This is a genomic window from Luteimonas sp. MC1895, assembly GCF_016457215.1.
Lineage (GTDB): Bacteria > Pseudomonadota > Gammaproteobacteria > Xanthomonadales > Xanthomonadaceae > Luteimonas.
In genome coordinates, this window is sequence record NZ_JAEMDY010000004.1 from 231,092 (window position 1) to 245,397 (window position 14,306).

At 72.0% G+C, this 14,306-nt stretch carries 10 protein-coding genes and 1 pseudogene; 5 read left to right on the forward strand and 6 right to left on the reverse strand.

Going from position 1 to position 14,306, the window contains the following annotated elements; translation table 11 throughout:
• Positions 1–60: 60 nt before the first annotated feature.
• The 3 genes from JG616_RS11570 to JG616_RS11580 are packed head-to-tail and all read right to left on the reverse strand — an operon-like array spanning position 61 to position 2,619.
• Positions 61–762: a methyltransferase domain-containing protein gene (locus JG616_RS11570; RefSeq protein WP_199392655.1), complete on the reverse strand. Its 702-nt coding sequence runs from the start codon at positions 760–762 to the stop codon at positions 61–63.
• Positions 759–1,385: a GDSL-type esterase/lipase family protein gene (locus JG616_RS11575; RefSeq protein WP_199392656.1), complete on the reverse strand. Its 627-nt coding sequence runs from the start codon at positions 1,383–1,385 to the stop codon at positions 759–761. Before JG616_RS11575 ends, JG616_RS11570 begins: the two co-directional genes overlap by 4 nt.
• Positions 1,386–1,389: 4 nt before the next feature.
• A complete protein-coding gene (locus tag JG616_RS11580; RefSeq protein WP_199392657.1) occupies positions 1,390–2,619 on the reverse strand; it encodes an aminotransferase class I/II-fold pyridoxal phosphate-dependent enzyme in 1,230 nt (409 codons plus the stop codon).
• 85 nt (positions 2,620–2,704) lie between these two features.
• Here JG616_RS11580 and rsgA point away from each other — a divergent pair.
• The 3 genes and pseudogenes from rsgA to JG616_RS11595 form a co-directional block, all read left to right on the forward strand.
• A pseudogene (gene rsgA / locus JG616_RS11585) lies at positions 2,705–3,724 on the forward strand (ribosome small subunit-dependent GTPase A); the annotation flags it as partial.
• A 74-nt stretch (positions 3,725–3,798) separates the two neighbouring features.
• The gene (locus tag JG616_RS11590) at positions 3,799–5,076 is read left to right on the forward strand and encodes a flavohemoglobin expression-modulating QEGLA motif protein (RefSeq protein WP_199360062.1); all 1,278 of its coding nucleotides are present in this window, start codon (positions 3,799–3,801) and stop codon (positions 5,074–5,076) included.
• A 40-nt stretch (positions 5,077–5,116) separates the two neighbouring features.
• Positions 5,117–7,444 (forward strand): NADP-dependent malic enzyme, encoded by a 2,328-nt coding sequence (locus JG616_RS11595; RefSeq protein WP_199392659.1) that lies wholly within the window; start codon positions 5,117–5,119, stop codon positions 7,442–7,444.
• Here the strand turns inward: JG616_RS11595 and JG616_RS11600 are convergent.
• The 3 genes from JG616_RS11600 to JG616_RS11610 are packed head-to-tail and all read right to left on the reverse strand — an operon-like array spanning position 7,441 to position 10,039.
• A complete protein-coding gene (locus tag JG616_RS11600) occupies positions 7,441–7,800 on the reverse strand; it encodes a response regulator (protein WP_199360064.1) in 360 nt (119 codons plus the stop codon). The genes JG616_RS11595 and JG616_RS11600 overlap by 4 nt on opposite strands.
• Positions 7,801–7,802: 2 nt before the next feature.
• Positions 7,803–8,243, reverse strand: a complete 441-nt coding sequence (locus tag JG616_RS11605) for a response regulator (RefSeq protein WP_199360065.1) — start codon at positions 8,241–8,243, stop codon at positions 7,803–7,805.
• Positions 8,240–10,039, reverse strand: a complete 1,800-nt coding sequence (locus JG616_RS11610) for an ATP-binding protein (protein WP_199360066.1) — start codon at positions 10,037–10,039, stop codon at positions 8,240–8,242. Before JG616_RS11610 ends, JG616_RS11605 begins: the two co-directional genes overlap by 4 nt.
• A gap of 182 nt (positions 10,040–10,221) precedes the next feature.
• Between JG616_RS11610 and aceE the strand changes: the two genes are divergently transcribed.
• A complete protein-coding gene (gene aceE, locus JG616_RS11615) occupies positions 10,222–12,915 on the forward strand; it encodes a pyruvate dehydrogenase (acetyl-transferring), homodimeric type (RefSeq protein WP_199392660.1) in 2,694 nt (897 codons plus the stop codon).
• Entirely contained in the window at positions 12,908–14,296 is a 1,389-nt protein-coding gene (locus JG616_RS11620) for a hypothetical protein (RefSeq protein WP_199392661.1), read from the forward strand. Before aceE ends, JG616_RS11620 begins: the two co-directional genes overlap by 8 nt.
• Positions 14,297–14,306 lie beyond the last annotated feature (10 nt).

The following is a 14,306-nucleotide window of genomic DNA, read 5'->3' on the forward strand; positions in this document are numbered from 1 at the left end:
CGTCATGTCGGTGCGATCGCAGCTGTAGCTGCTCCCACAGGCAAGCGTCCCGTCAGCGCGTCATCCCCGCTGCGCGACGATCAGCCAGTTGTTGAACGGCGTGTTGCCGTACAGCGGCTGGAAGTCGACCGACAGGCCGGCGGCGGTCAGGCGGGTCTCGAGTTCGGTGCGGGTGGGGTAGCGCTTGGGGATTTCCTGCATCCAGCCGGCGAGGTGGGCCAAGCGGTCGGTGATGCGGGTGGTGCGGCCGCGGCCGGTGGCGTCGCCCAGGCCGCTGCGGATCACCAGCCTGGCGCCCGGCGTGAGCATCGCCGCGGCATCGTCGAGCAGCGCGCCCTGCGCCTGTGCGTCGAGGTACTGCAGGACGTCGAGGATGGCGACGCTGCCGCGGTGCGGCGGCCAGCCCTGGCCGAGGTCGACGACCTCGAAGCGCGCGCCGTCGGCGAGCCCGCTGCGCTCGGCGATCCTGCGGCCGCGGTGGATCTTGTCGGCGTCGATGTCCACGCCATGCCAGGGCATCGACTGGCCGTCCAGGCGCAGCGCGTGCAGCAGCAGGCCGAGGCCGCAGCCGAGGTCGAGCACCGGCGCGGTGGTGCCGCGCAGGGCCGCGAGCACGCCCGGATACAGCGGGTCGGTGCGCAGCTTCGTCAGCGTGTAGTAGTAGTCGTAGCGGTTGCCGTAGAAGCGCGGCGGCAGGAAGGCGCGCGCGATCGTGCGTGCTTCGGCGGGCGGAAACGGAGCGTCGGCGGCACGGCTGTTCATGGCGTCGTCCTTGGCGGCTGCAGCAGGCGGCGCGCGACCGGCAGGGCCAGGCGCGTCCACTCCGCGTACAGGGTGGCGGAAGGGTGCAGGCCGTCGTCGGCCAGCATCCGGGGTTCGGCGCCGCGTTCGCGGCTGGTCGCGCAGATGTCGACGAAGGCCACCGCGCGGGCGGCGCAGATCCGCCGTGCGGCGTCGTTGTACGCGTCGAGCTCGCGCGCGATCGCGGCCACGTCGCGGCCCGACGCGGCCGCGAACGGGGTCACGCCCCAGTCGGGGATCGACAGCACCAGCACGCGCCCGGGGCGGTCGCCGGCGAATGCGATCGCGCGCCCGACGAGCGCCGCGAACTGCGCCGCGTAGTCGTCGACGCCGCGCCCGCGGTACTGGTTGTTGACGCCGACCAGCAGGCTGGCGAAGTCGAACGGTCCCGGTGGAGCGGACGCGTCGATGGCGGCGTCGAGCTCGTCGGTGGTCCAGCCGGTCGCGGCGATGGTCTGCGGGTCTTCGAGATCGATGCCTTCGCGGCGCAGGGCGGCGGCGAGCTGGTGCGGCCAGCGGCCTTCGGCCGGGACGCCTTCGCCGATGGTGTAGGAGTCGCCGAGGGCGAGGTAGCGCAGGGACATCGGGTCAGGCGGCCGCCAGCGCGCGCCGATCCAGTACCCGGTCGATGCGCCGGAACACCTCGCGCAGCTGTTCCGGCTCGGGCAGCAGGGTGACCCGGAAGTGGTTGCGGCAGGACACGTTGAAGCTCGAACCCGGCACCACCAGCACGTGCCCGGTCTCCATCAGCTCCAGCGCGAAGCCGTGGTCGTCGAACCCACGGGCGGCATCGCCGACCACGCCGGGGAAGGCGTACAGCGCGCCGTCGGGCACGCGCAGCTCCAGGTGCGGACTGGCGGCGCAGGCCTCGGCTACGACGCGCCGCGCCTCGTGCAGGCGGCCGCCGGGCGCGACCAGCGGGCCGATGGTGTCCAGTCCCGACAGCGCGGCCGGCACCGCGAACTGGCCGGGCACGTTGGCGCACAGGCGCAGCGCGCCCAGCAGGTCGATCGCGTGGCGGTAGTCGGCGGTCGCGGCCGCGTCACCCGACAGCACCGCCCAGCCGATGCGCCAGCCGCAGGCGCGATGCACCTTGCTCAGGCCGCCGAAGGACAGGCAGGGCACCTCGCCGGCGATCGGCGCCAGCGGCTGGAAGCGCGCGCCGTCATAGGTGATGCCGTCGTAGATCTCGTCGGTCATCAGCAGCAGGCCGTGGCGCGCGGCGATGGCGACGATGCGCTCCAGCAGTGCGCGCGGATAGTTCGCGCCGGTCGGGTTGTTGGGGTTGATCAGGACGATGGCGCGCGTGCGCGGCGAGACCAGTGCCTCGATCTCGTCCGGATCGGGCAGGAAGCCGTCTTCGGTGCGGCAGCGGTAGTACACCGGCCGGCCGTCGTTGAGGATGGTCGCCGCCGACCACAGCGGATAGTCGGGCGAGGGCAGCAGCACCTCGTCGCCGGGATCGAGCAGGGCGCGCAGGCTGATGTCGATCAGCTCGCTGACGCCGTTGCCGATGAAGACGTTGTCGGCCGCGGCGCCTGGCGTGCCGCGCGCGGCGTGGTGCGCGGCGATCGCCTCGCGCGCCGCCGGCAGGCCCTGCTGGTGCGCATAGGGATCGGTGTCGTGGATGTGGTCGGCGATCGCGCGCTGCATGTGCTCCGGGGCGCGGAAGCCGAAGGCGCCCGGATTGCCGATGTTGAGCTTGATCAGCGCGTGGCCCTGGGCCTCGAGTTCGCGCGCGCGCCGGGCCAGCTCGCCGCGGATCTCGTAGCGCACCTCGGACAGGCGTTCCCGGGTGGCGACGTGGGGCGTGGGCATGCGCGCAAGTCAGCAGGGTGGGCGGTCAAGACTAGCGGAATTCCCGGCTAGAATCCCCGCGGATGACCGCCTCGCACGCCCCCGCTTGAACGCCGCGCCCGCCGCCCTGAGGGCGATTGGCTGGCCCCACGCCGGTCCCCCGCCCGAGGGCGCGTGGGCCGATGCGATGGCGGCGCATCCCGCCGCGCGTCCGGCGCGCGTGGTCGAACAGCACCGCACCGGCTACCTGGTGGCCCAGGGCCCGGGCGAGGCGGTGTCGGTCGAATCGCTGCCGCAGTGGCAGCGGCCGAGGTGCCCGCCGGCCGAGCGCGCCGCCGTCGGCGACTGGGTGCTGGTGGAGGACGGCCGTATCGTCGCCCTGCTCGAGCGCCACGGCGTGATCAAGCGCGCGATCGCGGGCGAGCACTACGGGCAGCAGCTGATCGCGGCCAACGTCGACACCGTCTTCGTGGTCTGCGGCCTGGACGCCGACTTCAATCCCAAGCGCATCGAACGCTACCTGCTGCTGGTGCAGGGCGGCGGCGTGGGCCCGGTGGTGGTGCTGACCAAGGCCGACCAGGCCGGTACCGATGCCGATGGCGCGCGCGCCGCGCTGGCCGCGCGCCTGGGCGACGAGGTCCCGGTGCTGGCGGTCAACGCGCGCGATCCGGGCAGCGCCGCGGCGCTGACGCCGTGGCTCGGCCCCGGGCGGACCGCGGTGCTGGTCGGCAGCTCCGGCGCCGGCAAGTCCACGCTGACCAATGCGCTCCTGGGCGTCGAGCGCATGAAGACCGGCGAGGTGCGCGAACGCGATTCCCGCGGCCGCCACACCACCACGCATCGCGCGCTGATCCCGCTGCCGTCCGGCGCCTGCCTGATCGACACGCCGGGCATGCGCGAGCTGAAGCCCACCGGCGAAGAGGACCTGTCCGAAGGCGGTTTCGCCGACGTCGAGGCGCTGACCGCGCAGTGCCGCTTCAGCGACTGCCGGCACGAGGGCGAACCCGGCTGCGCGGTGCGCGCCGCGCTCGACGAGGGCCGCCTGGATCCGGCGCGCTATGCCAACTACGCCAAGCTGCGCGACGAGGTCGCCGGCGCCGCGGGCGTGCTGGCGGCGCGACAGGCGGCGAAGAAGCCGCCCGGCGGCCGCCGCCCCGCGCCGCGCAACGGCGGCCGCCCCGGCCGGCGCTGAGCCGCCGCATGCACGGCATCGACGCCGAGACCCTGCGCCACGCCGCGCTCGACGCGCGGATGGTGGACGCGGCGCGTGGCATCCGCGTGCTGACGCTGGCGAGCTGGCAGGCCGGGGCGCAGCAGCGTTTCCTCGGTGACCTGGCGATGGGCCGCCGCCGGCTGCCCGCGCCGGACTATCCGAAGCACGACTTCAGCCAGGCGCGGCGCGAGCTGGCGACGGTGGCGGCCGAAGCCGATCCCGCCCATCCCGCCGGCGCCTACCTGCGCGAATCGGCCGGATCCTGGGAGATCGCCGCGCAGCTGCTGGAGTCGCTCGGCAGCCCCGCCGCCGGCGCGCATGCGGTGGCGCTGTACGGCAGCCCCGACCAGCCGCTGCCCGGCCACGGCCCGACCACGCGCGAGGCCGCGCGCCATTTCATCGACATCGCCGACGAACTCGACCACGAGCTGCTCGCGCCGGCCGAGCAGGTGCCGGTCTCGGCGCGTGCGCTCCAGCTGCAGCTGCAGGGCGACCTGGACGCGTTCTTCGGCGGCCGGGTGGTCGCGGTCGAGCTGGATGCCGGGCTGATCGCCAAGGCCGCGGCCGGCGCCTACCGGATCCGCCTGCGCGACGGCGCGGTGTTCTCCGGCTACGACCGCGCCCAGCTGTTCCACCACGAGGCGCTGGTGCATTCGCTGACCGCGCTCAACGGCCGCGGGCAGCCGCTGTTCGCCAGCCTGGCGATGTCGTCGCCGCGCACCACCGCCACCCAGGAAGGCCTGGCGACCTTCGCCGAACAGATCACCGGCAGCCTCGACATCGGCCGCATGAAGCGCATCAGCCTGCGCACCGAGGCGACCTCGATGGCGCTGGCCGGCGCCGACTTCCTGCAGGTGTTCGACTACTTCATCGCGGCGGGGCAGTCGGACGAGGAGTCGTTCGCGTCCGCGCAGCGCGTGTTCCGCGGCGTGCCGGTCACCGGCGGCCACGCCTTCACCAAGGACGCGGTCTACCTGCGCGGGATGGTCGAGGTGCACACCTTCTTCCGCTGGGCGCTGCGCGAGGACCGGCTGCAGCGCTGCCGCCAGCTGTTCGCCGGGAAGATGACCCTGGCCGATTCCGGGCGCCTGCAGCCGCTGTTCGACAGCGGCGCGGTGGCGCCGCCGCGCTGGCTGCCGCGCTGGGTGGCGCAGGCCGGTGGCCTGGCGGGGCTGCTCGCGTTCTCGCTGTTCGCCAACCGGATCCGCCTCGACAGCATCGGTGCCGACGGCCGCGCGGCACCGGCCGGGCCGCCGGACGGATAGCGACTAGAATGGAACGCCAGCCCGAACCGCAGTCCTGACCATGTCCGATCAGCCGTCCGCCAGCCCGTCGTCCACCGAAGAGTTCAAGCAGGCGGCGCTGGAGTACCACCGGTCGGTTCCCCACGGCAAGATCCGGGTCACGCCGACCAAGGCCCTGGTGACCCAGCGCGAACTGGCCCTGGCCTACTCGCCGGGCGTCGCCTACGCCTGCGAGGCCATCGTCGCCGACCCCGACCAGGCCAGCACGCTGACCGCACGCGGCAACCTGGTGGCGGTGATCTCCAACGGCACCGCGGTGCTGGGCCTGGGCGACATCGGCCCGCTGGCCGGCAAGCCGGTGATGGAAGGCAAGGGCGTGCTGTTCCAGAAGTTCGCCGGCATCGACGTCTTCGACATCGAGATCGACGAGCGCGACCCCGACAGGCTGGTCGACATCATCGCCTCGCTGGAGCCGACCTTCGGCGGCATCAACCTCGAGGACATCAAGGCGCCGGAGTGCTTCATCGTCGAGCGCAAGCTGCGCGAACGGCTGAAGATCCCGGTGTTCCACGACGACCAGCACGGCACCGCGATCACCGTGGGCGCGGCCGTGCTCAACGCGCTGGAAGTCGCGGGCAAGCGCATCGACGAGGTCCGGATCGCGCACTCCGGCGCCGGCGCGGCCGGCATCGCCTGCCTGGACATGCTGGTGGCGCTGGGCGCGAAGCCGGAGAACATCCTGGCCGTCGACCGCGACGGCGTCCTGCACGCCGGCCGCCAGGGCCTCGATCCCGACCGCGCGCGCTACGCCCGCGACACCGACAAGCGCGGGCTGGCCGAAATCGTTGCCGGCGCCGACGTGTTCCTGGGCCTGTCCGCCGGCGGCGTGCTGACGCCCGACATGGTCAGGACCATGGCCGACCGCCCGGTGATCCTGGCGCTGGCCAATCCCACGCCCGAGATCCAGCCCGCCGAGGCCCGCGCCGCGCGCCCGGACTGCATCATCGCCACCGGCCGCTCGGACTATCCGAACCAGGTCAACAACGTCGTCTGCTTCCCCTACATCTTCCGCGGCGCGCTGGATGTCGGCGCCACCGAGATCAACGAGCAGATGAAGCTCGCCTGCGTGCACGCGATCGCCGACCTGGCCAAGCGCGAGTCGTCCGACCTCGGCGCGGCCTACGGCGGCGACGTGCTGTCCTTCGGCCCGGACTACTTCATCCCGAGGCCGTTCGACCCGCGCCTGCTGATGATCGTGGCGCCGGCCGTGGCCCAGGCCGCGCTCGACTCGGGCGTGGCGCGCCGGCCCATCGACGTCGACGCCTACCGCGAGAAGCTGGCGCAGTTCATCCACCGCACCGGCCTGGTGATGAAGCCGGTGTACGAGCGCGCGCGCGCCGACATCAAGCGCATCGTCTACGCCGAGGGCGAGGAGGAGACCGTGCTGCGCGCGGTGCAGTCGGTGGCCGACGAGCAGCTGGCGCGTCCGATCCTGATCGGCCGCCCGGACGTCATCGCCCAGCGCATCGAGCGCCTGGGCCTGCGGCTGGAGGAAGGCCGCGACTTCGAACTCACCAACATCAACGACGACCCGCGCTTCGGCGACTACTGGCGCCAGTACCACGCGATGACCGAGCGGCGCGGCGTGACCCCGGACGCGTCGAAGAACCTGATGCGCTCGCGCGCGACCCTGATCGCCGCGATGATGGTCAAGCGCGGCGAGGCCGACGGCATGATCGCCGGCCTGGTCGGCCGCTTCCACAAGAAGCTCGGCTACCTGCGCAGCGTGTTCGGGCTGGAGCGCGGCATCACCGGCACCTCGGCGATGACCGGCGTGATCAACGACCGCGGGGTCTGGTTCTTCCTCGACACGCACGTCCAGGTCGAGCCCACCGCCGAGCAGATCGCCGAAGCCACGCTGCAGGGTGCCTACCGCCTGAAGCTGTTCGGCATCGAGCCACGGGTGGCGCTGCTGTCGCATTCCAACTTCGGCAGCCACGACAACCCGAGCGCGGCGAAGATGCGCAAGGTCCGCGAGATCCTCGCCAGGCGCGCGCCGCGGATGAACATGGACGGCGAGATGCAGGCCGACGTGGCCTGGGACGCGCTGCTGCGCGAGCGCATGCTGCCGGGCACCACCCTGACCGGGCGCGCCAACCTGTTCGTGCTGCCCAACCTGGACGCCGCGAACATCGCCTACAACCTGGTGCGGGTGATGACCGACGGCGTGGCGCTGGGGCCGATCCTGATGGGCCTGGACCATCCGGCGCACATCCTGACCGCGGCCAGCACGCCGCGCCGGGTGGTGAACATGACCGCGATCACCGCGGTGGAGGCGCAGATCCGCGCCGCGCGCCGCGGCGAGGCGTCCGCCGAGGCGGCGTCCTAGGCGCGCGCGGACGCGAGCGGGCGCGCCAGCTCGAGCAGGCGCGCCAGGTCGTCCTTCAGCACCACGGCGTCGGCGGCCGAGAGGTCCTCGTCGCCCTTCAGCGCGCCGGTCAGGAAGACATAGCGCGCGGTGGGCACGCGGCGGCGCACGGCCGCCAGCGCCTCGTGCCCGGACCAGCCGGGCAGGTTGAGGTCGCACAGCACGAGGTGCGGCAGGAAGCCGTCCAGCGCGGCCTCCAGGCCCTCGGCCTGGTGCATGCGCCGGCAGTCGACAGCCAGTCCGCCCTCGCGCAGCGCGAACTCCGTGAGCTCGGCGTCGTCGCGGGAATCGTCGACGATGAGCACGCGGATCGACACGCTCAACCCTCGGTGGGGCTTTCGTTCAGTACGGCCCAGAACTTGCCCAGCGTGCGCACGGCCTCGAAGAACTGGTCGACGTCGACCGGCTTGACCACGTAGGCATTCACGCCCAGGTCCCAGCTGCGGGCCAGGTCGTTCTCCTCGCGCGAGGACGACAGGATCACCACCGGCAGGCGCTTGAGGGTCTCGTGCTCGCGCAGCTGGTTGAGGACTTCCAGGCCGTCCATGCGCGGCATCTTGATGTCGAGCAGCAGGACCGCCGGATCGCCCTCGGGGCGGTCGGCGAAGCGGCCGCGGCGGAACAGGTAGTCCAGCGCCTCGACCCCGTCATGCACGTGGACGATGGGATTGGCGAGGTGCGCGTCGCGCAGCGCATCGATCGCCATCTCGGCGTCGTGGGGGCTGTCTTCGGCCAGCAGGATGGTGCGGATGGCGCTCATGCGGTCGGGGTCCGTTTGCTCAGGTCGAGGTTGGCTGGGAGGGTGAAGTGGAAGGTGGCGCCCTTGCCGGGCTCGGCTTCGGCCCAGATGCGGCCATTGTGCCGGGTCACGACGCGCTTTGCGCTGGCCAGCCCGATCCCGGTGCCGCTGAACTCGCTGGGCGAGTGCAGGCGCTGGAACACGCCGAACAGCTTGCCCGCGTAGGCCATGTCGAAGCCGGCGCCGTTGTCGCGCACGGTGAAGACGTGGTCGCCTTCGGCGTCGCGCGCGTGCTCGACCGTGACCGTGGCGGGCTCGCTCTGCATGCTGTACTTGACCGCGTTGCCCAGCAGGTTGCCCCAGAGCTGGCGCAGCATGTTCTCGTCGGCCACCAGCACCGGCATCGCGCCGATCTTCCACTGCACGTGGTGGCCGGGCGCCTCGGCGGAGACGTTGGAATCGAGCATGGCGCGGGTCTCCTCGACCAGCGACTGCATGTCGACCGCCTGCAGGCGCAGCGCGCTGCGGCCCAGGCGCGAGTACACCAGCAGGTCGTCGATCAGCTCGGACATGCGTTTGGCCGAGCCGCCGATGACGTCGAGGTAGTGGGTGCCCTTGTCGTCGATGCCGCCGCCCAGGTGCCGGCGCAGCTTGTCGGCGAAGCCGGCGATGTGCCGCAGCGGCGCGCGGAGGTCGTGCGAGACCGAATAGCTGAAGGCCTCGAGCTCGCGGTTGACGTCGGAGACCTGTTCCACCTTGCCCTCGAGCTGGCGGTTGAGGTCGCGGATGTGCTCCTCGCTGGCCTTCTGCAGGCTGATGTCGCTGGCGGTCACCAGGGCGACGGTCTCCTCGCTGTCGGGCAGCTCCATCAGCCGCGCGTTCACCAGCATGGTGCGGTCCACGCCGTCGACGGTCTTCTGCTGCAGCTCGAAGTCCCACAGTTCGCGGCCCCGGCTGCAGACGTCGCGCAGGCGGCGCAGGGTCTCGCCGTCGTTCCAGGCGCCTTCGCCGGCCTCGGCCAGGTTGCGGCCGCGGGCGTCGTCGTCGATGCCGAACAGCTCGGCGAACGCGGCGTTGTGCATCACGATGTCGAGCCCGGCATCGACCAGCACGATCGGCTCGCGCACCGTGTCCAGCACCGCCGCCGAACGCCGGTTGGCGCGCTGGGATTCGGCTTCGGCGCGGCCGCGGCGGTCGGAGTCGCGGATGGCCAGCGTGGCCAGCCCGACCAGCAGCAGGATCTGCGCGGCCAGGGTGCCGTAGGAGAGCCAGTCCGCCTGCGTTCGCGCGCGCGCGGCCAGGGCCTGGCGCTCGGCGAGGAATTCACGTTCTGCGCGGACCATCGCCGCGATCGGCTCCTGCACCGGGAAGTGCTCGGCCAGCCGCTGCAGCTCCTCGCCGTCGATCCCGCCGCTGCTGTCGACCAGCCGGCCGACCTGGTCGATGCGCTGCGCGATGCTCTGGCGCAGCGTGCCCACGCGCACCTGCTGGTGGGCCGAGTCGCGGGTGAGCTCCTCCAGCCGGTCCAGCGACGGGTTCACGATGGTGCTGCTGTAGTCCAGCCGTTCCTCGAGGACCGCCGCGCGCGCGCCCAGCGCGCGTTCCAGCGTGGCGGCCTCGATGTTGCGCACGGAGGCGTTGATCAACTGCACCGTGGCCTCGACCTCCAGCGTGTGCGCGACCGACTCGTCCGCCTCGCGGATCCGCTCCTCGGCAGTCCGCATCAGCAGGAACGGAATGACCACGATCAGCAGGATCGAGACGAACAGCAGGGGGATCCGCCAGCGCGGGTTCAGCTGGAAAGAAGCGGAAAGCATGTGTTCGGAAGAATCCCCTGTGGCGAGACCGCCGGTCGCGCTGCGATGCCCGGCCGCGGGATCATGCGGGAACCCGCCCCCCGGGGCAACGCCGCCCCGCCGGCCCATCCGGGCGGGCTGGTAGAATCGGGGGTCCCACGAATCCCGACTGACACGGCCGGCGCGCCGTTGCGGAGCAGAGCATGAACAGCTGGCTGAACGACGTCCTCGACAACGATCCGGACCCCATCGAAGCGCGGGAATGGATGGAGTCCCTGAAGGCGGTCATCGACGCCGACGGTGCGGAGCGTGCCCACCAGCTGCTCGAGGGGATGGTCGAACTGACCCGCCGCGCCGGCGCCCACCTGCCGTTCGCGCCCACCACCGAATACATCAACACCATCCCGCCGCACCTGGAGCCGAAGATCCCCGGCGACCAGACGCTGGAATGGCGCATCCGCTCGATCATCCGCTGGAACGCGATGGCGATGGTGGTGCGCGCCAACCGCAAGCCCGGCGACCTGGGCGGGCATATCGCCAGCTTCGCCAGCTCTGCCACCCTGTATGACGTCGGCTTCAACCACTTCTGGCGCGCGCCGTCCGAAGGCCATCCCGGCGACCTGCTCTACATCCAGGGGCATTCCTCGCCGGGCATCTACGCGCGCTCCTTCCTCGAGGGCCGCCTGACCGAGTCGCAGATCGACCACCTGCGCATGGAGGTCGACGGCCGCGGTATCCCGTCCTACCCGCATCCCTGGCTGATGCCGGACTACTGGCAGACGCCGACGGTGTCGATGGGCCTGGGCCCGATCGCCGCCATCTACCAGGCGCGCAACTGGAAGTACCTCGAGGCCCGCGGCCTGATCCCGAAGTCCGACCGCAAGGTCTGGTGCTTCCTCGGCGACGGCGAGACCGACGAGCCGGAGAGCCTGGGCGCGATCTCGATCGCCGGGCGCGAGGGCCTGGACAACCTGGTCTTCGTCATCAACTGCAACCTGCAGCGCCTGGACGGCCCGGTGCGCGGCAACGGCAAGATCATCCAGGAGCTGGAGGGCAACTTCCGCGGCGCCGGCTGGAACGTGGTCAAGACGATCTGGGGCAGCTACTGGGATCCGCTGCTGGCCCGCGACAAGGAGGGCCTGCTGCGCAAGCTGATGATGGAAACCGTCGACGGCGAGTACCAGAACTGCAAGGCCTTCGGCGGCAAGTACACGCGCGACAACTTCTTCGGCAAGTACCCGGAGACGGCGGCGATGGTGGCCAGCCTCTCCGACGACGACATCTGGCGCCTCAACCGCGGCGGCCACGACCCGCACAAGGTCTATGCGGCCTACCGCAACGCGACCGAGACCAAGGGCCAGCCGACCGTGATCCTGGCCAAGACGGTCAAGGGCTATGGCATGGGTTCGGCCGGCGAGGCGCTCAACCCGACCCACCAGACCAAGAAGCTCGACGACGACGCGGTGCGCGCGTTCCGCGACCGCTTCAAGATCCCGCTCGAGGACGACCAGCTCAAGGACGGCGCGGTGCCGTTCTACCACCCGGGCGAGAAGTCCGAGGAAGTCGAGTACATGAAGGAGCGCCGCGCCGCGCTTGGCGGCTTCCTGCCGCAGCGGCGCCGCAAGAGCACCGAGACGCTCGCCGCGCCGAAGCTCGAGGTGTACGAGCGCCTGCTGAAGGACACCGGCGAGCGCGAGATCAGCACCACCATGGCCTTCGTGCAGTCGCTGGGCATCACGCTCCGCGACAAGCAGGTCGGCCCGCGCGTGGTGCCGATCGTCTGCGACGAGGCGCGCACCTTCGGCATGGAGGGCCTGTTCCGCCAGATCGGCATCTACGCGCCGCACGGGCAGAAGTACAAGCCGGTCGACCGCGACCAGCTGATGTACTACCGCGAGGACGAGGCCGGCCAGGTGCTGCAGGAAGGCATTTCCGAGGCCGGCGCGTTCGCGAGCTGGATGGCCGCCGCCACCAGCTACAGCACCAACGACCTGCCGATGCTTCCGTTCTACATCTACTACTCGATGTTCGGCTTCCAGCGCGTGGGCGACGCCGCCTGGCAGGCCGCCGACATGCGCGCGCGCGGCTTCCTGCTCGGCGCCACCGCCGGGCGCACCACCCTCAACGGCGAGGGCCTGCAGCACGAGGACGGCCACAGCCACCTGCTGGCCGGGGCGATCCCGAACTGCCGCGCGTACGACCCGACCTTCGCCGGCGAAGTGGCGGTGATCCTGCAGGAGGGCATGCGCCGCATGCTCGACGAGCAGCAGGACGAGTACTGGTACCTGACGCTGATGAACGAGAACTACGCCCACCCGGCGCTGCCCGAGGGCGCGGCCGAGGGCGTGATCCGCGGCATGTACCTGCTGAAGGACGCCGGCAAGCCGAAGAAGGGCGAGCTGCGCGTGCAGCTGATGGGCTCGGGCACGATCCTGCGCGAGGCCATCGCGGCCGCCGAGCTGCTGGACAAGGACTTCGGCGTCACCGCCGACATCTGGTCCTGCCCCAGCTTCACCGAGCTGCGCCGCGATGGCTACGACGTCGAGCGCTGGAACCGCCACAACCCGGAGGCCAAGGCGCCGCGCAAGGCCTATGTCACCGGGCTGCTGGAAGGCCGCCAGGGCCCGGCCATCGCCGCCACCGACTACGTGCGCGCCTTCGCCGACCAGATCCGCGCCTTCGTGCCGATGACCTACACCGTGCTGGGCACCGATGGCTTCGGCCGCTCGGACACCCGCGCCAACCTGCGCCGGCACTTCGAGGTCGACCGCTTCCACATCGCCCACGCGGCGATCGACGCGCTGGCCCGGGACGGCCGGATGACCGCGAAGGACTCGGCGCGCGCGCTGAAGCTCTACCGCATCGATACCGACAGGCCGAATCCGCTGCATGCCTGAGGCCCCCGGCGGGTCGGCCGTGTCCGCGCCTTCGGCGCGCGAACCGGCGTGGCCCGCCGCGCTGGCCTGGTCCGCCACCGCGGCCGTGGCGCTGCTGGTGGCCGCGTGGTTCCACCTCGACGCCAGCGCGCAGCGGCTGTGCTGCGATGCACAGCAGTACTGGACCATGGCCGGGGACTACGCCGCCCACGGCTGGTTCGCCCCCCATCCGGTCGCCGGGCTGCGCACCTATGCGTATCCGACCCTGCTGGCCGCGGTCACCGGCATCGCGCAGTGGATCGGCGCGCTGCCGCGGGACGTGCTGTTCGCCGTCCAGTTCGCCCTGCACGTCGCGACCGGGGCGCTGCTGGCGCGCGCGGTGTTTCCGGGGCGGCCGCGCGCGGCCTGCGCCACCTTCGCGGCGCTGGCCTGCAATCCCTACGCCGCGGCCTACCTGCCGGTGGCGCTGACCGACGCCAGCAGCCTGGCCGTCTTCCAGGCCTGGCTGGCCTGCGTCGCCTGCTGGTACCGCCGGCAGCGGACGGGTGGCGGCGGCATGGCCTGGTTCGCGGCCGCCGCCGTGCTTGCAGGCCTGGCCTGTGCGCTGCGTCCGGCCTACGTCTGGCTGCCGGTGATCGGCGTGGTGCTGGCCCTGGCTCCGGTTGCAGGTCGCTTCCGGCCGGCCGCGCTGGTGGTCGCGCTGGTGCTGCCGTGGCTGGCGCTCGCGCCGCAGGTGGCGATCAACACCGTGCTGTTCGACCGCGCCACGCCCCTGCCGGTGGCCGACCTGGGCCGGACCCAGCTGGGCTGGGGTATCGCCAACCTGAAGTACGCGACCGCGCCCCGGCCGGGTTCCGAGGCGCGCATGTTCTACGCCAATCCGATCCCGGGCGACACCTGGCGGGAGGGGGATGGCGCCGGCTGGTACCTGCGGCATCCCGCACGCGGGGCGGCCACGCTCGCCGCCAAGCTGGCCGGGGCCTTCGACTTCGACTTCCTCCAGGCCTACGTCTGGAACCGCGAGCCGGCCTGGTCGTGGCTCTACCGTCCGTGGCCACTGCTGCTGCTGGTGTTCGGCCTGCAGGGGGCCTGGCTGTACGCGCGCCGCGGAGCGGGGCAGGCGCGAAACCACGTCGACGACGTCCTCCCCTCGATCGGCCCCCGGCTGCTGCCGGCGCTCGCGTTCACCGCGTGGGCGGCCGTGACCCTGGCCAGCGTGGTGGAGCTGCGCTTCAGCCTGCCGATGCTCGCGCTGCTGCTGCCGCTCGCGCTCGGGGCCGTCCTCGACCTCCGCCACCAGGCGCGCGCCGTGGTGGCCGCGCGCCTCGCCTTCGCCGCCGCCGCATCGGGCGCGGCCTGGGCCCTGGCCGCTTTCGTCTCGGCGCAGAACGTCCTGATCTAGCGCAGTCCGG

What these genes read in the sequence shown, in the direction of transcription:
- JG616_RS11570 (WP_199392655.1), bottom strand. Translation starts at nt 762, where the DNA reads ATGAACAGCCGTGCCGCCGACGCTCCGTTTCCGCCCGCCGAAGCACGC.
- JG616_RS11575 (WP_199392656.1), bottom strand. Translation starts at nt 1,385, where the DNA reads ATGTCCCTGCGCTACCTCGCCCTCGGCGACTCCTACACCATCGGCGAA.
- JG616_RS11580 (WP_199392657.1), bottom strand. Translation starts at nt 2,619, where the DNA reads ATGCCCACGCCCCACGTCGCCACCCGGGAACGCCTGTCCGAGGTGCGC.
- JG616_RS11590 (WP_199360062.1), top strand. Translation starts at nt 3,799, where the DNA reads ATGCACGGCATCGACGCCGAGACCCTGCGCCACGCCGCGCTCGACGCG.
- JG616_RS11595 (WP_199392659.1), top strand. Translation starts at nt 5,117, where the DNA reads ATGTCCGATCAGCCGTCCGCCAGCCCGTCGTCCACCGAAGAGTTCAAG.
- JG616_RS11605 (WP_199360065.1), bottom strand. Translation starts at nt 8,243, where the DNA reads ATGAGCGCCATCCGCACCATCCTGCTGGCCGAAGACAGCCCCCACGAC.
- JG616_RS11610 (WP_199360066.1), bottom strand. Translation starts at nt 10,039, where the DNA reads ATGCTTTCCGCTTCTTTCCAGCTGAACCCGCGCTGGCGGATCCCCCTG.
- aceE (WP_199392660.1), top strand. Translation starts at nt 10,222, where the DNA reads ATGAACAGCTGGCTGAACGACGTCCTCGACAACGATCCGGACCCCATC.
- JG616_RS11620 (WP_199392661.1), top strand. Translation starts at nt 12,908, where the DNA reads ATGCCTGAGGCCCCCGGCGGGTCGGCCGTGTCCGCGCCTTCGGCGCGC.